General features: G+C 59.3%; 17 protein-coding genes. 14 read left to right on the top strand and 3 right to left on the bottom strand.

The features are described 5' to 3' along the window. The first annotated feature begins 49 nt into the window (after positions 1-49). On the top strand, positions 50-1,000 hold the full coding sequence (gene gshB / locus DWB67_RS07910) for a glutathione synthase (protein WP_119806999.1): 951 nt from the start codon (positions 50-52) through the stop codon (positions 998-1,000). On the opposite strand, the gene DWB67_RS07905 is transcribed toward gshB, so the two are convergent. Then, positions 997-2,511: a YifB family Mg chelatase-like AAA ATPase gene (locus DWB67_RS07905; RefSeq protein ID WP_119806998.1), complete on the bottom strand. Its 1,515-nt coding sequence runs from the start codon at positions 2,509-2,511 to the stop codon at positions 997-999. The genes gshB and DWB67_RS07905 overlap by 4 nt on opposite strands. Positions 2,512-2,636: 125 nt before the next feature. Between DWB67_RS07905 and coaBC the strand changes: the two genes are divergently transcribed. From coaBC to uvrB, 10 genes are all read left to right on the top strand, one after another. Beyond that, positions 2,637-3,845 (top strand): bifunctional phosphopantothenoylcysteine decarboxylase/phosphopantothenate--cysteine ligase CoaBC, encoded by a 1,209-nt coding sequence (gene coaBC, locus DWB67_RS07900; RefSeq protein ID WP_119807208.1) that lies wholly within the window; start codon positions 2,637-2,639, stop codon positions 3,843-3,845. Beyond that, positions 3,842-4,924: a cysteine desulfurase family protein gene (locus DWB67_RS07895; RefSeq protein WP_119806997.1), complete on the top strand. Its 1,083-nt coding sequence runs from the start codon at positions 3,842-3,844 to the stop codon at positions 4,922-4,924. The genes coaBC and DWB67_RS07895 overlap by 4 nt, the downstream gene beginning before the upstream one ends. Before the next feature lie 3 nt (positions 4,925-4,927). Further along, complete coding sequence (gene sufB / locus DWB67_RS07890; RefSeq protein WP_119806996.1) at positions 4,928-6,448, top strand: Fe-S cluster assembly protein SufB; 1,521 nt, start codon at positions 4,928-4,930, stop codon at positions 6,446-6,448. A gap of 78 nt (positions 6,449-6,526) precedes the next feature. Further along, positions 6,527-7,282, top strand: coding sequence for a Fe-S cluster assembly ATPase SufC (gene sufC, locus DWB67_RS07885; protein ID WP_119806995.1), 756 nt, complete (start codon positions 6,527-6,529; stop codon positions 7,280-7,282). Next, a complete protein-coding gene (locus tag DWB67_RS07880) occupies positions 7,282-8,625 on the top strand; it encodes a SufD family Fe-S cluster assembly protein (RefSeq protein WP_119806994.1) in 1,344 nt (447 codons plus the stop codon). Before sufC ends, DWB67_RS07880 begins: the two co-directional genes overlap by 1 nt. Continuing rightward, positions 8,598-9,116, top strand: coding sequence for a hypothetical protein (locus DWB67_RS07875; RefSeq protein ID WP_119806993.1), 519 nt, complete (start codon positions 8,598-8,600; stop codon positions 9,114-9,116). Before DWB67_RS07880 ends, DWB67_RS07875 begins: the two co-directional genes overlap by 28 nt. After that, positions 9,113-9,706, top strand: a complete 594-nt coding sequence (locus DWB67_RS07870) for a YIP1 family protein (RefSeq protein WP_119806992.1) — start codon at positions 9,113-9,115, stop codon at positions 9,704-9,706. The genes DWB67_RS07875 and DWB67_RS07870 overlap by 4 nt, the downstream gene beginning before the upstream one ends. Further along, positions 9,703-10,914, top strand: coding sequence for a cysteine desulfurase (locus DWB67_RS07865; protein WP_119806991.1), 1,212 nt, complete (start codon positions 9,703-9,705; stop codon positions 10,912-10,914). Before DWB67_RS07870 ends, DWB67_RS07865 begins: the two co-directional genes overlap by 4 nt. 101 nt (positions 10,915-11,015) lie before the next feature. Further along, positions 11,016-12,230, top strand: a complete 1,215-nt coding sequence (locus DWB67_RS07860; RefSeq protein ID WP_119806990.1) for an FAD-binding oxidoreductase — start codon at positions 11,016-11,018, stop codon at positions 12,228-12,230. A gap of 69 nt (positions 12,231-12,299) precedes the next feature. Then, positions 12,300-14,489, top strand: coding sequence for an excinuclease ABC subunit UvrB (uvrB, locus tag DWB67_RS07855; RefSeq protein WP_119806989.1), 2,190 nt, complete (start codon positions 12,300-12,302; stop codon positions 14,487-14,489). On the opposite strand, the gene DWB67_RS07850 is transcribed toward uvrB, so the two are convergent. Next, complete coding sequence (locus DWB67_RS07850) at positions 14,486-14,755, bottom strand: hypothetical protein (protein ID WP_182911524.1); 270 nt, start codon at positions 14,753-14,755, stop codon at positions 14,486-14,488. The genes uvrB and DWB67_RS07850 overlap by 4 nt on opposite strands. 234 nt (positions 14,756-14,989) lie before the next feature. On the opposite strand from DWB67_RS07850, the gene DWB67_RS07845 reads away from it, so the two are divergent. Beyond that, positions 14,990-15,751 carry a carbon-nitrogen hydrolase family protein gene (locus DWB67_RS07845; protein ID WP_119806987.1) on the top strand — a complete coding sequence of 254 codons (762 nt, stop codon included), beginning with the start codon at positions 14,990-14,992 and terminating at the stop codon, positions 15,749-15,751. Here DWB67_RS07845 and DWB67_RS07840 read toward each other — a convergent pair. Then, entirely contained in the window at positions 15,748-16,686 is a 939-nt protein-coding gene (locus tag DWB67_RS07840; protein WP_182911523.1) for a LysR substrate-binding domain-containing protein, read from the bottom strand. The genes DWB67_RS07845 and DWB67_RS07840 overlap by 4 nt on opposite strands. A gap of 197 nt (positions 16,687-16,883) precedes the next feature. Here DWB67_RS07840 and DWB67_RS07835 point away from each other — a divergent pair, with 197 nt between their 5' ends. Further along, a complete protein-coding gene (locus DWB67_RS07835; RefSeq protein ID WP_119806985.1) occupies positions 16,884-18,155 on the top strand; it encodes an FAD-binding oxidoreductase in 1,272 nt (423 codons plus the stop codon). A gap of 188 nt (positions 18,156-18,343) precedes the next feature. Continuing rightward, positions 18,344-20,017 (top strand): NAD(P)/FAD-dependent oxidoreductase, encoded by a 1,674-nt coding sequence (locus DWB67_RS07830; protein ID WP_119806984.1) that lies wholly within the window; start codon positions 18,344-18,346, stop codon positions 20,015-20,017. The last annotated feature ends 127 nt before the right edge of the window (positions 20,018-20,144 follow it).

The raw sequence follows: 20,144 nt of genomic DNA, 5'->3' as shown, positions 1-20,144 counted from the left end.
ATCCATCCAAGGCGCAGGTCAAATATCCCCCAAATTTCAGGAGGACAGCATGAGCCTTTACGTCGCCTTGCAGATGGACCCGATCGAGGCTGTCTCGATCGATGCCGACAGCACATTCCGCATCGGGCTGGAGGCCGAGGCCCGTGGTCACCGGCTTTTCCAATATACAGCCGACCAGCTGCGCTACGACGAAGGGCGCATCATTGCCCGCGGTCGTCCCGTCACCCTGCGCCGCAAGCAAGGCGACCACGTCACCTTCGGCGATTGGGCCGAGGTTGATCTGACCGAATTCGACGTCGTCTGGCTGCGTCAGGACCCGCCCTTCGACATGGGCTATGTCACCACGACCCATTTGCTGGACCGTGTGCATCCGGGCACATTGGTGGTGAACGATCCGTTCTGGGTCCGCAACTGCCCTGAAAAGCTGATGGTGCTAGACTTCCCCGACCTGACGCCCCCCACGATGATCGCCCGCGATCCGGCTGCTTTTCGTGCCTTCCGCGAACGTCACGGTGAAATCATCGTCAAGCCGCTTTACGGGAATGGTGGCGCGGGCGTGTTCCACCTGAAGCCCGGCGATCCGAACCTGTCGTCGTTGCTCGAGGTTTTCGCGGGCATGAACCGCGAACCGATGATTGCACAGAAATATCTGTCCAAAGTGACCGAAGGTGACAAGCGCATCATTCTGGTCGACGGCGAGCCTATCGGCGCAATCAACCGTGTCCCGTTAGAGGGTGAGGCCCGGTCGAATATGCATGTCGGTGGCCGCGCCGAACAGATCGGCCTGACCGAACGTGAATACGAGATCTGCAAGCGCATCGGGCCCGTCCTGCGTGAAAAGGGTCTGGTCTTTACCGGCATCGACGTCATCGACGGCTGGCTGACGGAAATCAACGTCACCTCGCCCACGGGTATTCAGGAACTGGAACGCTTTGACGGTATCAACGCCGCCGAGGCGATGTGGGAAGCGATTGAACGTCGTGTGGCCGACAAGGCTTAACCACCCGCGACGAAAGGCAGGCGATAGCTGATCGCCTCGGCCAGATGGTAGACCTGCACTTGGTCCACCCCCTCAAGGTCAGCGATGGTGCGGGCACTTCGTAAAATACGGTGGTAACCCCGCGCCGTCAGTCCCAGCTTTTCCGAGGCTTTGCCGATCAACGCCCGTCCGGCATCATCAGGCGCAGCGATCTGTTCCAGCAGCGCGCCCGACGCATCGGCGTTGACCGTCACCTGCGGGTGGTCCCTGAAGCGTTCCGCCTGCACCTGCCGCGCCTGCGCCACGCGCGCCGCCACGGTCGCGGATGTTTCGCCACCTGCGGCGCGGTCCATATCCTGATAGCTGACGCCCGGCACCTCCAGCCGCAGGTCGAAACGGTCCATCAACGGGCCTGATATCTTTGACATGTAATCGCCGCCGCAAACGGGGGCACGCGAACAGGCCCGCGCAGGATCGGCCAGATAGCCGCAGCGGCAGGGGTTCGCCGCCGCCACCAACAAGAAACGGCAGGGATAGCGGACATGGGCGTTGGCACGCGACACCATCACCTCTCCGCTTTCGATGGGCTGGCGCAGGGTGTCCAGAACCTGACGCGGAAATTCGGGCAATTCGTCCAGAAACAGCACGCCGTTATGGGCAAGGCTGATCTGGCCAGGTTTGGCCCCACGCCCGCCGCCGACAATCGCGGGGACGGATGCGGTGTGGTGGGGTTCCTGAAATGGCGCATGACGCGAAATGCCGCCATCGGTCAGCGTTCCCGCCAGCGAATGCACCATCGAGGTTTCCAGCGCCTCTCGTGGGGACAGTTGGGGCAGCAGGCCTTGGATGCGCGCGGCCAGCATGGATTTTCCGGCACCGGGCGGGCCGACCATCAACAGGTGATGCCTGCCTGCTGCGGCAATCTCTAACGCGCGTTTGGCACGTTCTTGTCCTTTCACCTCGGACAGGCAACCGCGGGGGGTGCTTTCGCTGGCAAGGCCGGGTTTGGCGGGGGTGATCGGGTGGCGGTCGGTCAGATGGTCGATAACCTGCCGCAGGTTTTCCGCACCCAGCACGGGAACGGCGGTGATCCAGGCCGCCTCGGGTCCGCAGGCGCGGGGGCAGATCAGGGCGCGGTCATCCTCGGACGCGGCCATTGCCGCGGGCAGGGCGCCGTTGACGGTCACCAGCCGCCCGTCCAAGGCAAGCTCGCCCAATGCCACACAGCGCGAAACCTCATCCTGTGGGATGATTTGCAGCGCGGCCAGAACGGCCAGTGCGATGGGAAGATCGAAATGCGATCCTTCTTTCGGCAGGTTGGCTGGGGACAGGTTCACCGTGATGCGGCGGCTTGGCATGGCAATCGACAGCGCACCAAAAGCCGCTTTGACCCTTTCGCGCGCTTCACTGACAGCTTTGTCAGGCAAGCCGACGATGGAAAAACCGGGCAGGCCTGCGGCGACGGCGCATTGCACCTCGACCAGGCGGGCCTCGACGCCATCAAAGGCCACGGAATATGCGATGGCGACCATAGTGTTCCCCGAATAATCGCCGAATGGTTAACGCGGGCGGGTTAAGGATGGGTTAACGCGCCCGCTTCCTTGCGGCATCGGGGTCGGGCGGTTATCTGTGCAGGGGAATGGCACAGGGCGGGCAGATGCACGGCAAGCGAATATTGTTGATCGTGGGCGGAGGGATCTCGGCCTATAAAATCCCGCAATTGATCCGGCTGATCCGTGCGCAGGGTGCAGCTGTGACGCCAGTACTGACCGCATCGGGGGCGCAGTTCACCACGCCGATGACCCTGTCGGTTCTGGCTGGTGAACCCGTCCACGACACCCTGTGGGACCGCAATTCCGAGGCCGAGATCGGCCATATCCAGCTGTCGCGCAATGCCGATCTGGTTGTTGTCGCGCCTGCGACCGCCGATCTGATGGCCAAGATCGCGCAGGGGCAGGCGAATGATCTGGCCTCGACCCTGTTGCTGGCGACGGACAAGCGGGTGCTGATCGCGCCTGCAATGAATGTGCGGATGTGGGACCATCCCGCAACGCAGCGCAATCTGGCGACGCTAAAAGATGACGGCATCCTGACGGTCGGTCCCGATAATGGCGACATGGCCTGCGGTGAATATGGCGCAGGCCGCATGGCCGAACCGGAAACGATTGTAGCCGCCATCCGTGATGCCCTGACACCCGCCGCGCGGCCTTTGACGGGGCGGCATGTCATTGTCACATCCGGCCCCACCCATGAACCGATTGATCCGGTGCGCTATATCGCCAACCGGTCCAGCGGGGCGCAGGGGACGGCGATTGCGGCGGCCTTGCGCGATCTGGGTGCGCAGGTCAGTTTCGTGACCGGTCCGGCAACGGTTGCACCGCCAGAAGGGGTCAGCGTTATCGCTGTCGAAACCGCCCGTCAGATGCATGATGCGGTGCAGGCGGCCCTGCCTGCCGATGCGGCTGTCATGGCGGCAGCGGTGGCGGATTGGCATGTCGTCGGCGCATCGGACCGCAAGATGAAGAAAGACGGGTCCGGCCAACCGCCCGCATTCGAAATGGCCGAAAATCCCGACATTCTGGCGTGGATCAGTCACGCTGATGACCGACCCGATCTTGTCGTGGGATTTGCTGCGGAAACAAACGATGTCATTGCCCATGCGACGGCCAAGCGGTTGCGTAAGGGCTGTGACTGGATCATGGCCAATGATGTCAGCCCGCCTACGGGAATTATGGGGGGCAGCGAAAACGCGGTGACCCTGATCAGCGATACGGGGGCCGAAGAATGGCCCCGCATGGGCAAGGACGCAGTGGCAGGCTGTCTGGCCGAACGCATCGCGGCCCATCTGAACGGAAAGACGATATGAGAACCTATCTGGACTGGAACGCCACAACGCCTCTGCGCCCCGAGGTGAAGGCGGCCATCACCGAGGCGCTGGAGATTTCGGGCAACCCCTCGTCCGTTCATACAGAAGGGCGCGCGGCCAAAATGGCGCTGGAACGGGCGCGCGAACAGGTGTCCATCGCATTGGGGGCGGAAGGGGCAGATGTGGTCTTTACCTCGGGAACGACCGAGGCGGCAGCGATGATTTTGGCCAGCAAAAATATCCGCTGCGCCGAGGTGGAACATAGCGCGATCAAGGTCTGGTGCGACGCCAGTTTGCCGGTCGACCGCAATGGCATCGTTGCGGTGGATGATCCGGCGATGACGACGCTGCAACTGGCCAACAGCGAAACCGGCGTGATTCAGAACTTGCCGCAGGGGTTGGCCTCCAGCGATTTGACGCAGGCGTTCGGTAAGATGCCCTTCGCGTTTAACTGGCTGGGCGTGACGGCGGGCTTTGTCAGTGCGCATAAGCTGGGTGGCCCCAAGGGCATTGGTGCGCTGGTCTTGAAAAAGGGAACTGATGTGCCTTCCCTGCTGCGGGGGGGCGGTCAGGAACAGGGGCGTCGTGCCGGTACGGAAAACATGATCGGCATTCTGGCCTTTGCTGCCGCTGCACAAGCCGCGCAACGTGATCTGGAAAACGGTGTCTGGGAACAGGTTGCCGCCCGCCGCGACCTGCTGGAAGCCCGTCTGTGCGACATTGCGCCCGGTGCTGTCATTGCAGGAAAAGGCGCGCGGCGCTTGCCGAACACCACCTGCCTTCTTACATCGGGGTGGAAGGGCGAAACCCAGGTCATGCAGATGGACCTCGCCGGGTTTGCGATTTCCGCAGGTTCGGCTTGTTCATCGGGCAAGGTTCGGGCAAGTGGCACGTTGCAGGCGATGGGATATGACGATCAGCTTGCGCAATCAGCAATACGGATCTCGATAAGCCCTTCTTTGGGCGATGATCAGATCAACCGATTTGCGGATGCGTGGGAAAAAGCGTATTCACGCTGGCACGGCAGAAATGGCGTGACGGGACTGGTTGGGCAGGGGCCCACCACCAAGGAAGGATAAGAGATGACGGGTACCACCGATCTTGAAGTGCGCGAAGGTGTCGACCGCGAAACGGTCGAAGCCGTGCAAAACATGGGCAGCTATAAATACGGCTGGAACACCGAGATCGAGATGGAATACGCGCCAAAGGGCGTGAACGAAGATATCGTCCGTCTGATCTCGGAAAAGAATGGCGAACCGGAATGGATGACCGACTGGCGGCTGGAAGCATATCGCCGCTGGGTCACCATGACCGAACCCAAATGGGCGATGCTGAACTATCCTGAGATCGATTATCAGGACCAGTATTACTATGCGCGTCCCAAAAGCATGGAAGAAAAGCCCAGGTCGCTGGACGACGTGGACCCCAAGCTGTTGGCGACCTATGAAAAGCTGGGCATTCCGCTGAAGGAACAGATGATCCTTGCGGGTGTCGAAGGTGCGGAAGATGCGCCATCCGAAGGCCGTAAGGTTGCTGTGGACGCTGTTTTCGACAGTGTCAGTGTCGGGACAACCTTCAAGGATGAACTGGCAAAAGCCGGTGTGATCTTCTGTTCGATCAGCGAAGCCATCCGTGAGCATCCCGAACTGGTCAAGAAATACCTTGGCAGTGTCGTGCCGCAATCGGACAACTATTTTGCGACGCTGAACAGCGCGGTCTTCTCGGACGGTTCGTTCGTATATATCCCCGAGGGCGTTCGTTGCCCGATGGAATTGTCGACCTATTTCCGGATCAATGCGGAAAACACCGGTCAGTTCGAACGCACGCTGATCATTGCGGAAAAAGGCAGCCATGTCAGCTATCTGGAAGGATGTACCGCACCGCAGCGTGACATCAGCCAGCTGCACGCGGCTGTTGTGGAAATCGTCATTCTGGAAGACGCCGAGGTAAAATACTCGACCGTTCAGAACTGGTTCCCCGGTGATGAAGAAGGCAAAGGCGGCATCTATAACTTTGTGACCAAGCGGGCCGATTGCCGCGAGGCTCGGGCAAAGATCATGTGGACGCAGGTCGAAACCGGTTCGGCGATTACGTGGAAATACCCGTCCTGCATCCTGCGCGGCGATGACAGCCAGGGCGAATTCTATTCGATCGCCATCGCGAACAACTGGCAGCAGGCCGATACGGGCACCAAGATGATCCATCTTGGCAAGAACACCAAGTCGCGCATCGTGTCCAAAGGGATTTCCGCCGGTCAGGCGCAAAACACCTATCGCGGGCTGGTGTCGATGCATCCGCGCGCGACCAACAGCCGTAACTATACCCAGTGCGACAGCTTGCTGATCGGCGATAAATGTGGCGCGCACACCGTGCCCTATATCGAGGTCAAAAATAACAGCAGCCGCGTCGAACACGAGGCGACCACCAGTAAGGTTGATGACGATCAGCTGTTCTATTGCCGCTCGCGCGGCATGGACGAAGAAGAGGCTGTGGCCTTGGTCGTCAACGGCTTCTGCCGCGAGGTTCTGCAGGCGCTGCCGATGGAATTTGCCATGGAAGCACAGGCGCTGGTTGCCATCTCGCTGGAAGGCTCGGTTGGTTAATATATCTGGCAGGACCTTGGGGGTCATGCCATCCGACATCACGGCGCCTATGGGGCGCCTATGCCGTTTGAGGGAAATATGCTGAAGATCAACAACCTGCACGTTAAACTTGAAGAAGAGGACAAGCAGATCCTGAAGGGTCTGACCTTGGAAGTGCCCGCAGGTGAAGTCCACGCCATCATGGGCCCGAACGGGTCGGGCAAATCGACCCTGTCCTATGTCCTGTCGGGCCGCGACGGTTACGAAGTCACCGATGGTGAGGCTGAACTGGACGGTGAAGACCTGCTGGACATGGACCCCGAGGTTCGCGCCGCTGCCGGTCTGTTCCTTGCGTTCCAATACCCCGTCGAAATTCCGGGCGTCGGCAACATGACCTTCCTGCGGACCGCTGTGAACGCACAGCGCAAAGCACGCGGAGAGGCCGAGCTGACCGCAGGTGAATTCCTGAAGGAAGTCCGCGTCAAGGCCGCCGAATTGCAGATCAGCCCCGATATGCTGAAGCGTCCGGTCAACGTCGGTTTCTCGGGCGGTGAAAAGAAGCGCAACGAGATTTTGCAGATGGCGATGCTGTCACCGCGCATGTGCATCATGGATGAAACGGACTCGGGTCTGGACGTTGATGCAATGCGTCTGGTGTCCGAAGGCGTGAACGCCCTGCGTTCGCCGGATCGCAGCTTCTTGGTCATCACCCACTATCAGCGTCTGCTGGATCACATCAAACCGGATGTCGTCCATATCATGTCGAACGGTCGTATCATCAAATCGGGTGGCCCCGAACTGGCGCTGGAAGTCGAACAGAATGGCTATGCCGATCTGCTGGCGGAGGCCGATTGATGTCGGATATCGCTGTGAAATCCAAGGCAGAGGTGACGCCGCAGGTTTCGGGCAATCCGAAAGCTGCCGCCGCACTTGATGATCGCCTTGCCGCGATCACCATGCCCGATGCGGGCTTCAGCGCCGATGCGCGTGCAGATGCAATGGTGCGTCTGCGTGCCATGGGCCTGCCCGCACCGCGCGATGAATACTGGCGCTATACCAACCCGAGCGCGTTCAATGCTGCCACCGCAACGGCATTGCCTTTCGACGCCGATGGCGCTGAATCGCCGCTGTTTACCGGTCGCGACAAGCTGACTTTGGTGTTTGTGGATGGCGCTTTCGATGCTGCTGCATCCGACGATTTGTCGCTGGAAGGGGTCGAAATCACGACTTTGGCCAAGGCTGACGCAGCTGGCGACCATTGGGCGGCTGGTCTTTATGGTCAGCTGGAGCTGGCAGGCCAGACACCAGTCAAGCGCCCGTTTGCGGCGCTGAACACAGCGGTTGCCCATGACGGCCTGCTGATCCGTGTGACCGGCAAACCCTCGAAGCCGGTCCATGTGCTGTACCGTCGTGGCACCGCCGATGCCGATGCTGTCTGGCATCATGTCATCCGTGTCGAAGACGGCGCAGAACTGACCCTGCTGGAATCAGGGATGGTCGGCGCACGCTCCAACGGTATGTTGGAGGTTGATCTGGCCAAGGGCGCCAAGCTGCATCACATTGCAGCCAAGCGTGCCAATGACCCCAAGGTCGGCCTGTCGCATATCTTTGCCCGCGTTGGGGCCGAAGCGCAGCTGAAAAGCTTTACGCTGGCCGTGAACGGGACGCTGATGCGCCACGAAGGTGCCATCGATATCGTTGGTGACGACGCCGTTGCCCATATCGCCGCAGCTGTGCTGGGTGATGGCAATGTCGGTCCGTTCCACCATGACGATACCGTCTTCATCACCCATGGGGCCGAACGCGGTGAAAGCCGTCAGGTCTTTAAAAAGGTGCTAAAAAACGGCGCGACGGGCGTGTTTCAAGGCAAGATCTTGGTCAAGCAGGGCGCACAAAAGACCGACGGTTACCAGATCAGCCAGGCGCTGCTGCTGGATGACAACAGCCAGTTCCTTGCCAAGCCCGAGCTTGAGATCTATGCCGATGACGTCAAGTGTTCGCATGGTTCGACGACCGGTGCGATCGACGAAGAGGCATTGTTCTATCTGCGTTCGCGGGGCGTGCCCTATGACCGCGCGATTGTCTTCCTTGTGCTGTCCTTCCTTGCCGACGCCCTGTCCGAGGTCGAGGATGACGATCTGCGTGACGACATCAACGATCGGTTAGAAGCGTGGCTGACGACACCTCCGCAAAATTAAGGGCTGCGCGCGGCGGTATTGTGCTGCGCGTGATCGAAAGCTGGTGGGCTCCGCGCCGTGTGGTGCGGGGCCTTTCCGGCATGCCGGACCCTGCTATGCTGGCCGTGCTGATGGTAGCCATGCTGATATCGCTGATCGCGCAGGCCCCTGCCAATGCAAGGGCGGCGCAACTTGACCCCTCGATCCCGATGGATGCGCGGATGGGCGGGGCGGTGATGGGCACTGTTTTTATGATGCCATTGCTGGCCTATGCCGTTTCCGCGCTGGTGTCGCTTGCCAGCAGATTGACGCCTTATCGCCTTGATCCGCAGGATTCGCGACTGGCGCTGTTCTGGGCGCTTCTGGCTGTTGCACCGGCGACATTGCTGGCGGGTATGGTCGCGGGGCTGATCGGTGCCGGACCCGCATTGACCCTGACGCGCGCGATTGCGGGTCTGGGATTCCTGTTCATCTGGGGTGCCGGTATGTTGGCATTGGCGAGACGCTCATGAGATTTGACGACTTCAAGGCGCTGGTGCGTTTGACCCTTCGCAACCCCGAACAGGGCGCGCAAGTGCTGATGGCGCAGGGCCTGCCGATGTCGGTGCGCTGGATGGCACTGTTTCTGGCGGTGTCGGTGTCGGGCCTGCTTGCCTATCTGGCAGCCGTTCTGTTCCCGATCCCCGACGCCGAAGTTCCGCAGATGTATACACTGGTCCAGCAGCCATTGGCGCTGGCCACAATGCAGCTGGCGGCCATCGTCGTAGGGGCAGGGCTGATGACCGGCGTCGGACGTCTGTTCGGAGGCTTTGGCGTCTTTGCGGATGCGTTGCTGCTGACTGTGTGGATCGAGGTGATGCTGTTGATCGTACAGGTCGGTCAGATCGTGCTGTCCTTGGTCATGCCCGCCTTTGCCAGTCTGCTTGGAATTTTGGCCATTGCCATGTTCCTGTGGCTGACCGTTCACTTCACCAAAGCCCTGCACGGGTTTGCCAGCGGCCCTAAAGTGCTGCTGGGACTGTTTGCCACATTGTTGGCGATGGGCTTTGTGATGTCCTTTTTCGCAGCCTCGTTTGGCCTGCTGCCGGAGATGCCGCAATGAATTTCGATGTAAATGCCGTCCGTGCCGACTTCCCGATCCTGTCCACGCAGGTAAATGGCAAGCCCTTGGTCTATCTGGACAATGGCGCCAGCGCGCAAAAACCGCAGGTGGTGATCGACGCAATCAGCCGCGCCTATGCGGGGGAATATGCCAATGTTCATCGCGGGCTGCATTACCTGTCGAACCTTGCGACGGATAATTACGAAAAGGTCCGTGGCACCATCGCCCGCTTCCTGAACGCCCCGCAAGAGGATGAGGTGATTTTCACCTCTGGTGCGACCGAGGCGCTGAATATGGTCAGCTATGCCTGGGCTGCGCCGATGCTGAAGGCAGGCGATGAGATCGTTTTGTCGGTGGCAGAGCATCACGCCAATATCGTGCCGTGGCATTTCCTGCGTGAACGTCAAGGTGTCGTCCTGAAATGGGTCGAGCCTGAGGCCGATGGCAGTCTGCCCCCCGAAAAGATTCTGGCAGCAGTTGGCCCGAAGACACGGCTGATTGCCGTGACCCATATGTCCAATGTCACGGGCGCTGTGGTTGATGTGGCTGCTGTTGCGGCAGGAACCGATGTGCCCGTGCTGGTCGATGGCAGTCAGGCAGCGGTGCATATGCCGGTCGATGTGGCGGCACTTGGTGTCGATTTCTACTGCATTACGGGGCATAAGCTTTACGGCCCTTCGGGGTCGGGCGCGATCTGGATCAAGGCCGAACGTCAGGCCGAAATGCGGCCATTCATGGGCGGCGGTGATATGATCCGCACAGTTACCCGTGACGAGGTGACCTATAACGATCCCCCCTTGCGGTTCGAGGCTGGCACCCCCGGCATCGTCAACCAGATCGGCCTTGGCGTCGCGCTGGAATATATGATGAATCTGGGGATGGAAAACATCGCCGCCCACGAACGCATCTTGCGCGATTACGCCCGCGACCGGTTGCGTTCGTTGAACTGGTTGCAGATGCAGGGTGATGCGCCGGATAAAGGCGCGATCTTTTCGATGATGATGCAGGGCGCGCATGCGCATGACATCTCGACCATTCTGGACAAGCGGGGAATCGCTGTTCGGGCAGGCAGCCATTGTGCAATGCCCTTGATGGAGTTCTTTGGTGTCAATGCAACGGCCCGTGCTTCCTTTGCGATGTACAACACTGTTGAAGAAGTAGACGCCTTGGTCGAAGGATTAAGCTTCTGCCACGAGCTTTTCGCCTGAATCTTGCAAAGATTCGGGCAGTCACCGAAGATTGCCCGATAATTCTTGCCCAAGGCCGCCGTTATCTGCATCCCTGACCCATAGTCAGCTAGGAGACAGTCATGGCAGAGGTTCTTGTTCTGGGTGCAGGCATGGTCGGCGTGACCACAGGGCTTGCGTTGCAAGCACGTGGCCATCAGGTCACCATCCTTGATCGCGGTGCACCGGGGCGCGAAACCAGCTATGGCAACGCCGGTCTTATCCAGACCGAAGCCGTCGAACCCTATGCCATGCCGCTTGCCCCCGCTGCCTTGATGCAGATCGCGATGGGACGCGGCTATGACGTCAAGTGGAACATTCCGGGCCTGATGTCGCAAATGGGTGCGGTCTGGAAATACGCCATCAATTCGTTGCCAGCATCGCACAAGCGCGCCTCGGTTACTTGGGGCAAGATGATCCGCCAATCGACGGATCTGCACGGTCCGCTGATCAAGGCAGCAGGCGCGGATAACATCATTCGCCGCGACGGTTACATCGAATTGCACCGCACGCCTGCCAAGCTGGAAAAGGCCCGGAAAAACGCTGAACGCTTTTTGACCGAATTCGGCGTGCAGGCACGCATGATGAACGGTGCCGAACTGCGCGCGATGGAGCCTTCGATCAAGGCTGATATACTTGGCGCAACCCATTGGTCCGACAGCTGGAATTGTTCCGATCCTGGCGCGCTGGTGGCATCATATGCGGCGCTGTTCCAGAAACAGGGCGGGCAGATTGTGAACGGCGACGCGGGCGATTTGCATCGCAAAGGCAGCGCTTGGGTCGCGGATGAGGTGACGGGCGAACATGCGGTCGTGGCGCTTGGCCCGTGGTCGCCGATGCTGACCGCCCGCTTCGGGTTGAAGGTGCCGATGGTCTATAAACGCGGCTATCACCGCCACTACCATATGGACATGCCGCTGCATCACCCGATCGCGGATTTCGGCAATTCGGTCGTCCTGTCGCCGATGCGTCGCGGTTTGCGGATTGCCACCGCCGCCGAATTGACCCTGCACCCGCGCATGACCCCGCCGCAGCTGCGCCATGGCGAACAGGCCGCGCGTGAACTGTTCGATCTGGGCGCACCGGTCGAGGCGGAACCATGGACGGGCCGTCGCCCCTGTATGCCCGATATGCTGCCGCTGGTTGGCCGTGTGCCGGATCAGCCGAACCTCTGGGCGCATTTCGGACATGGCCATCAGGGCTTTACCCTTGGCCCCGTAACTGCCGAAATTCTGGCCGAGGAAATGGACGGCGGCGCCGGTTGGGACGCTTTGCAGCCTTCGCGACTAATGCGGTGACGCCTGCCTGTTGATCTTTGACCTGACCGCACACATCTTGGGGATAACCTCGAACGGATCAGGAACCTCATGGGTCACAATAACACCAGCGCGCCTGTGACGCGTTTTGCAGAAGTGACCCGCCCCAAGCTTGAGGGCGGGAAGCGCTTTTCGATGAACAGCGGCTTTAGCCCCGCAGGCGATCAGCCGACCGCCATCAAGGAATTGTCGGCCGGTGTGATATCAGGCGAACGCGATCAGGTTTTGCTAGGTGCGACGGGGACCGGCAAGACCTATACGATGGCAAAAGTCATCGAGGAAACGCAACGCCCCGCGATTATTCTGGCCCCCAACAAGACCCTTGCCGCGCAGCTTTACGGCGAATTCAAAGGCTTCTTTCCGGACAACGCGGTTGAATATTTCGTCAGCTATTACGACTATTACCAGCCCGAGGCATATGTCGCGCGGTCCGACACCTATATTGAAAAAGAATCCCAGATTAACGAAGCCATCGACCGGATGCGCCACAGTGCCACCCGGGCGCTGCTGGAACGTGATGACGTGATCATCGTCGCCTCGGTCAGCTGCATTTATGGCATCGGCTCGGTCGAGACGTATTCGGCGATGACGCAGGATATGGTTGTCGGCGAAAGCTATGACCAGCGCGAATTTCTGGGGCAGTTGGTGGCGCAGCAATACAAGCGTCTGGACGCCTCTTTTGTGCGCGGCAGCTTCCGCGTACGGGGCGATCTGGTCGAAGTCTGGCCCGCCCACCTTGAGGATCGCGCGTGGCGGTTCGATTTCTTCGGGAACGAACTGGAAGGGATTACCGAATTCGACCCGCTGACGGGCGCGAAATCCAGTACCTTCAAGCAGATCCGTATCTACGCCAACAGCCACTATGTAACCCCGCGTCCGACGATGCAGCAGGCGGTCAAGGGCATCAAAACCGAATTGCACCACCGCCTGAAACAGCTTGGCGATGAAGGAAAGCTGCTGGAAGCGCAGCGTCTTGAACAGCGCACCAATTTTGATATCGAGATGCTTGAGGCGACCGGCGTTTGCAATGGCATCGAAAACTACAGCCGCTATCTGACCGGACGCGCACCGGGCGAACCACCCCCCACACTTTTCGAGTTTATTCCCGATAACGCCATTGTTTTCGCTGATGAAAGCCACGTCAGCGTGCCGCAGATCGGTGGCATGTACAAAGGCGACTTCCGGCGTAAATTCACGCTGGCCGAACATGGCTTCCGTCTGCCCAGCTGTATGGACAACCGCCCCCTCAAGTTTGAGGAATGGGACGCCATGCGCCCCCAATCGGTCTTTGTCAGCGCCACACCTGCACAGTGGGAAATGGACCAGACAGGCGGTGTCTTTACCGAACAGATCATCCGCCCGACGGGTCTTCTTGATCCGGTAATTGAAATCAGGCCCGTCGAAACGCAGGTGGATGATCTGCTGGACGAAGTGCGGCGCGTGACGGCGGCAGGGATGCGTACGTTGTGCACAACGCTGACCAAACGCATGGCCGAAGATCTGACCGAATATATGCATGAACAGGGCATCAAGGTCCGCTACATGCACAGCGATATCGACACCATCGAACGGATCGAGATTTTGCGCGACCTGCGGCTTGGTGCCTTCGACGTGCTGATCGGCATTAACCTGCTGCGCGAGGGGCTGGATATTCCCGAATGCGGTCTGGTCGCCATTCTGGATGCTGATAAGGAAGGGTTCTTGCGTTCGACTACGTCGCTTATCCAGACAATCGGGCGGGCTGCGCGGAATTCGGACGGGCGGGTCATCATGTATGCTGACCGCATTACCGGCAGCATGGAACGCGCGATGTCGGAAACCGAACGTCGTCGGGAACGGCAGATCGCCTATAACGAAGAACATGGGATTACGCCGCAAACCGTTCGTAAGAATGTAGAGGATGTTCTGGCGGGGCTGTGGCAGGGTGATACCGATCAATCGCGGATCACAACCAAAGTCGATAAGCCGCTGATCGGTGCCAATCTGGCGGCCCACCTTGATGCGATGCGTGTGCAGATGCGTAAAGCCGCTGAGAACCTAGAATTCGAGGAAGCCGCCCGCCTGCGAGATGAGGTCAAGCGCCTTGAGGCGGTCGATCTGGCGATCTCGGATGATCCGATGGCGCGCCAATCTGCTGTGGAAGAAGCCGCCGAGGCCGCCGTCAATTCATCGGGGCGGTCAACAGCAGGCCGCGCCGGTCAGCGCGGCGGTAATAAACGGTCCAAGCGCAGCAGTCGTTAACCGCAGGCGACCTGCACAATCCAGCCCTTTGCGTCGACAAACATCGTCAGGCGCGAAGGGTCATTTGCCATCTGCGGGCGGCTACCGAACTGCACCTCTTGTTTGCGAAGGCTGGGGGGCAGGGTGATGCCACCAACATTCTGTCCGACCAGCGCCCGATGCTTACTAAGGTCGCACCGTTGGGCATTGACGTCATAACTGGGACCAGCGCAGGCTGCCAAAGTCAAAAGCAGTCCGGGAAGGGCACAGGCCATCGTGCGGTTCATAATTTGCATTTCACCATACTCTTTTTATGACTGGGGCGTCCGGAAACGGCATAGATATGCAACAAGGATAAACTGTAACCGTTCCATTCCTAAGGAAAAACTGTTGTTGATGGGCGGAATTCCTGCGTTCTATGACATCGGGACAGGATTGGCCGCATCATTTGGGGATATGATCATACCTGTTTCCATGTGAAATTTCCCTATGTCCTATCCTTTTGCAGTGAAGGGGTTTGAATGAAAATCGCACTTTCGCAATGGCAGTGTCCTGTTGAAGACCGCTTTGCCAAGCTGGAACGTGATGCGGCGATTGCAGCCTTGGCAAGCTGCGATCTGCTGTTGGTCCCCGAACTGGCTTTTCCTGGCTATAACTGCGCTGAACGGCATGTGCAGGATGCCCAGCTGATGGATGGCCAATGGATGCAAGGTGTTGCCAGAATTGCACGCAGTAACGGTGTGGCGATTTGTTTTGGCTGGGCGGAACGCGATGGCGATATTGTTTACAACGCCACCAGCGTGATGTCGAAAAAGGGTATCTGTCTGGCGCATTACCGCAAGCTGCAACTGTTTGGCGCGTTCGAGCGTCGCAGTTTCACCCCGGGAAACACCCCCCCGCCGGTGTTCGATCTGGACGGGACGCCATGCGGTTTACTGATCTGCTATGATATCGAATTTCCCGAACATGCGCGTGATCTTGCCCGACGCGGCGCGCGGGTTATTCTGGTCCCGACCGCCAACCCGAAGGGGTTTTCGCAAGTGCCTGATGTGTTGGTACCGGCGCGCGCCTATGAAAATGGTGTGTTTGTTGCCTATACGAATTACGCAGGCGAAGACAGCGGACTGAAGTTTGGCGGCGGGTCTGTCATCTGCGGGCCTGATGGCGGCGTTCTTGCCGTGGCGGGGAAGGGGGATGCAATGCTGATGGTCGATATTGGCGGCATGGATGCCTATGCGACCGACCGGCTTTCCACGCAATTGCAGGATCTGCTTAGACCCTAAAGAGGCGGGTGCTGTGATAACTGATCGAAACTGCGCATCGATCTGCGAAACCCGCGCGCCTCTTGCTGAATCCACCGGATGAAATCCCGTGCGCCGTGAATGTTTGCCCGCGTTTCTGGCTGCACCAGCCAGTAACTGTCGTCGGTTCTGACGGGGGCGCCCATAACCTGAACCAGCTTTCCGTTGCGTATTTCCTTTGCCACATAAGGAAAAGGCACCACGGCCAACCCGATACCGGCGCAGGCTGCTGACACCAGCATTTCGCTTTGAGGAAAGCGTGGACCCCTGATCGCGCCGCGATGTTCACGCCCCGCGCCGCGCAACCATGTCAGCCATAGGTCGGGCCGGCTGGCATTCTGCAATGTCGGCATGGTGTCGAAATCGACGGTGGCATCATTGGAAACCCGAACCGCGATGTCAGGTGCACAAACGACCACCAGTTCTTCCGGAAACAACTCGAACGCGCGGGCTCCGGTCCATGACCCGCGTCCGCGCAAGATGGCGATATCGATTTCGGTGTCGGTAAAGTCGATATCCTGTGTGGTCGTTATGAAATTCACAAGGCGGTTCGCCCCGCGCTGCATGTAGGTGCCCATTCGCGGCGTCAGCCAGCGTGCGGCAAAGGTTGGATGTGAACAGACTGTCAGGGCATCGTCCAGCGTACCACCACGAACGCAGCTGATGGTTGCCTGTTCAATGATATCGAAGCCTTTGCGGACTTCGGCCAGATAGGTCCGGGCCGATCCGGTTAGGATCAGTCTGGACCCGACGCGTTCGAACAGCTTGGTCCCCAAACGCGCTTCCAAGGTCGAAATCTGGCGGCTGATCCCGCTTTGGCTGATCCCAAGTTCTTTGGCGGCTTTGGTAAAGTTCATATAGAAGGCTGCAGCCTCGAAGGCGCGAAGTGCGGAATGGGATGGAAGGAACCGTTTCATCGACAGACCTGTCATGAATAATAATCATCGTGGTCTGACGGATTACACGGTTTTCAGGTAAGGTCATGCCAGCGTAGGGTCGCAGTCGGAAATTAAATTGCATCCGGACGCAGGCAGGACAGGCATACCGGCAAATGCACAATATCTGTGCAATTCGTCGCCATGACCGGATGTCATAGGGGATCAAGGCGAAGAAGATGGCCCAAGGACAAGAAAAGCATGTCGTCGTCATTGGCGGCGGGATCGTCGGGGTGGCGTCAGCAGAACGGCTGTTACAGGCAGGGTGCCGCGTGACGCTGGTCGAACCGGGCGAGGCCGGAGGACCGCAGGCCGCAAGCTATGGAAACGGTGCCTTCCTTAGTCCGGCCTCGATCATTCCAATGTCGATGCCAGGGCTGTGGAAGCAGGTGCCGGGCTATCTGATGAACCGCACGGCCCCTTTGACGGTTCGTTGGCAATATCTGCCGCGACTGTCGTCATGGCTGCTGCGGTTTCTGCAGGCAGGATCAAGCAAATCGCGCGTGACGCGCACGGCATCCGCATTGGCGCAGCTGCTTCGGAATGCCCCGCAGCACCATCTTGATCTGGCGATGCGGATCGGCGCGCCATGGATGATCCGCAGTCAGGGCCTGTTCTATCTGTACACCGACCGTGCCGCCTATCACGCCGATCGCCTTGCGTGGGACCTTCGCCGCCAGAACGGTGTCGTCATGCAAGAGCTGGAGGGGGCAGAGCTTTCGGCGCAGGTTCCGGGTCTTGCCAACCGCTATGGCTTTGCGATCTACCTGCCCGATGGTAAGCATTGCGTCGATCCGGGGGGCTATACGCAGGCTGTTGCACGGTGGTGCGAAACGCAAGGCATGTCACGGAAATACGCCCGTGCAACAGGGCTGACGCATGATAATGGCCGCATTGTGGCAGTCAGAACCGATCAGGGTGAAATTCCCTGCGACGCGGTGGTAATTTCAGCGGGCATAAGCTCTGCCGTGCTGGCGCGGATGGCGGGCGACCGTATCCCGCTGGAGACTGAGCGTGGTTATCATGTCGAACTTCCCGATGCCGATCTGGACCTGCCGGTGCCTGTTATGCCGCAGGATCTGAAGGTGGCCATCGTGCGGACCACAGGCGGTTTGCGCGTGGCGGGACAGGTGGAATTCGCCTCTGCTTCGGCACGACCCGATTGGGCGCGGGCTGATCTGCTGCGTGATAAGTTGTTTTCATGTTTTCCGGCATTGTCCGGAACCGATCCGGCCAAAGTCAAACGGTGGCAGGGCAACCGACCTTCGACACCTGACGGATTGCCGGTTATCGGTCCGGCCAGTGGGATCAAGGGTGTGTTCTATGCCTTTGGTCACGGCCATATCGGCCTGAACTCGGCCCCTGCAACAGCCGCCATAATTGCTGAAATGGTGGCAGGCATCCCGTCCGCATTGGACCCAACGCCCTTTGCGGCAGGCAGGTTTCGCTAAAGCCCATGCTTAGGACCGTCCATCATGCATGACCATAAGCGGCGTCGCTTACACCACCGCGCCTCATACCCGATTGTCGCAATATTTTCAGGCGTTTCGCCATCACGGGTTGCCCGTCGCCTGAATGCGGGCTTAGCTGTGCGTCACAGCCTGTACTGTAGCGGTTGTCACAACAAAACGGGGGGATAATGCCTGACTCCGAAACAGACCCACCCAAGCTAAGTGCCTATGGTCCGGATTTTCCCTTTGCCTATGACGACTGGATCAACCATCCGGCGGGCCTTGGGAAAATTCCACAGCATAAACACGGTGCCGAGGTTGCGATTATCGGATCGGGCGCCGCAGGAATTATCGCCGCCTACGAGCTGATGAGGTTGGGTCTGCGGCCCGTGGTTTATGAATCCGGCAAGTTCGGTGGCAGGTTGCGGTCGCAGGAGTTCGAAGGTGCCAAGGGCGTTATTGCCGAACTGGGGGGAATGCGGTTTCCCGTTTCTTCGCTTGGGTTCTATCATTATCTGGACCTTGTCGGGCTGGACACATGTCCATTTCCGAACCCCCTGACAGATGCTGCCGGTTCAACGGTCATCGACCTTGAGGGTAAAACCCATTTCGCCCGCAAATTGTCCGATCTGCCAACCCTGTATCAGGAAATCGCGCAAGCCTATCAAGAGGCGCTGACGGAGCAGGCGGATTTCACCACGCTACAGGATGCCGTTCGCCGCCGCGACATTGCTGCCATCAAGGCCATCTGGGACCCGCTGGTCACAAAATGGGACGAACGCACCTTTTACGATTTTATCGCCAATTCGGCAGCGTTTCGTAAATTGGGGTTCCGCCACCGCGAGGTCTTCGGACAGGTGGGTTTCGGGACCGGTGGATGGGACAGCGATTTCCCGAACTCGATGCTGGAAATCCTGCGGGTGAACCTTTTGGGGCTTGATGACGAACAGCGCTATGTGGTGGGGGGGGTCGAACAGCTTTTGCACCGGCTTTGGAACGCCACGCCCGACTGTGCACATTGGCCCGCAGGGACATCACTGGCAGGTCTGAACGGCGGCATCACCCGCAGTCGCGTTACCGCGCTGCAAAGGGCAGGCGACCGCATCATGCTGCGTGATCAATGGGGCAACGAAACGATCTATCCGGCGGTTCTGGCGACATGCCAGTCCCACCTGTTGACCACCGCCATAGAGGTCGAGGAAAGCCTGTTCGATCAGAAAACGTGGATGGCGCTGGACCGGACCCGCTATATGCAGGCGGCAAAGACCTTTGTGGCTGTGGACCGGCCATTCTGGAAGGATATCGACAGTGTGACCGGCCTGCCGGTGATGTCGATGACCCTGACCGACCGTCACACGCGCGGGACCTATTTCTTTGATAACGGTCCGGACAAGCCAGCGGTCATCTGCCTTAGCTATGCATGGATGACGGATGCGCTGAAGGTTCTGCCACTGCCACCCGAACAGCGTGTCGATCTGGCGTTGCGGTCCCTTAAGCAGATCTATCCCGATGTCGATATAGCAGCCCATATCCGCAGCGCACCCATTTGTGTCAGCTGGGAAGCGGACGAGAATTTTTTGGGCGCTTTCAAAGGCGCGTTGCCCGGTCATTATCGCTATAACCATCGGATCTACGGGCATTTCATGCAGTCGAGCATGCCCGAACGGGAACGCGGCATTTTTCTGGCCGGTGACGGCGTCAGCTGGACACCCGCTTGGGTCGAAGGCGCGGTGCAGACGGCGCTGAATGCGGTCTGGGGGATCATGACCCATTTCGACGGCACCAGCTTTGCCGACAACCCCGGGCCGGGTGATCTTTATCCGCAGCATGGGCCGGTTAGTCTGACAGATGCTGCAGGTTAGGCACATTGCCCGTTCTGCAGCAGGATGAGATTTTGTCATACCGAACCCCGCATTAACAATTTCCGGCGGTGCCAATAATCTGACATCGTCCATCCGGAAGACAAATGGGGCATCAAAGACCCCTGAT

It is taken from the genome of Paracoccus sp. JM45 (assembly GCF_003590715.1).
Classification (GTDB): domain Bacteria; phylum Pseudomonadota; class Alphaproteobacteria; order Rhodobacterales; family Rhodobacteraceae; genus Paracoccus.
The sequence above is the reverse complement of the archived record's forward strand: the minus strand, read 5'-3'. Positions and strand labels throughout refer to the sequence as shown.

Excerpts from the sequence above, each read along its gene's own strand:
- gshB (WP_119806999.1), top strand. The coding sequence starts at position 50 with ATGAGCCTTTACGTCGCCTTGCAGATGGACCCGATCGAGGCTGTCTCG.
- DWB67_RS07905 (WP_119806998.1), bottom strand. The coding sequence starts at position 2,511 with ATGGTCGCCATCGCATATTCCGTGGCCTTTGATGGCGTCGAGGCCCGC.
- coaBC (WP_119807208.1), top strand. The coding sequence starts at position 2,637 with ATGCACGGCAAGCGAATATTGTTGATCGTGGGCGGAGGGATCTCGGCC.
- DWB67_RS07895 (WP_119806997.1), top strand. The coding sequence starts at position 3,842 with ATGAGAACCTATCTGGACTGGAACGCCACAACGCCTCTGCGCCCCGAG.
- sufB (WP_119806996.1), top strand. The coding sequence starts at position 4,928 with ATGACGGGTACCACCGATCTTGAAGTGCGCGAAGGTGTCGACCGCGAA.
- sufC (WP_119806995.1), top strand. The coding sequence starts at position 6,527 with ATGCTGAAGATCAACAACCTGCACGTTAAACTTGAAGAAGAGGACAAG.
- DWB67_RS07880 (WP_119806994.1), top strand. The coding sequence starts at position 7,282 with ATGTCGGATATCGCTGTGAAATCCAAGGCAGAGGTGACGCCGCAGGTT.
- DWB67_RS07870 (WP_119806992.1), top strand. The coding sequence starts at position 9,113 with ATGAGATTTGACGACTTCAAGGCGCTGGTGCGTTTGACCCTTCGCAAC.
- DWB67_RS07865 (WP_119806991.1), top strand. The coding sequence starts at position 9,703 with ATGAATTTCGATGTAAATGCCGTCCGTGCCGACTTCCCGATCCTGTCC.
- DWB67_RS07860 (WP_119806990.1), top strand. The coding sequence starts at position 11,016 with ATGGCAGAGGTTCTTGTTCTGGGTGCAGGCATGGTCGGCGTGACCACA.
- uvrB (WP_119806989.1), top strand. The coding sequence starts at position 12,300 with ATGGGTCACAATAACACCAGCGCGCCTGTGACGCGTTTTGCAGAAGTG.
- DWB67_RS07850 (WP_182911524.1), bottom strand. The coding sequence starts at position 14,755 with ATGAACCGCACGATGGCCTGTGCCCTTCCCGGACTGCTTTTGACTTTG.
- DWB67_RS07845 (WP_119806987.1), top strand. The coding sequence starts at position 14,990 with ATGAAAATCGCACTTTCGCAATGGCAGTGTCCTGTTGAAGACCGCTTT.
- DWB67_RS07840 (WP_182911523.1), bottom strand. The coding sequence starts at position 16,686 with ATGAAACGGTTCCTTCCATCCCATTCCGCACTTCGCGCCTTCGAGGCT.
- DWB67_RS07835 (WP_119806985.1), top strand. The coding sequence starts at position 16,884 with ATGGCCCAAGGACAAGAAAAGCATGTCGTCGTCATTGGCGGCGGGATC.
- DWB67_RS07830 (WP_119806984.1), top strand. The coding sequence starts at position 18,344 with ATGCCTGACTCCGAAACAGACCCACCCAAGCTAAGTGCCTATGGTCCG.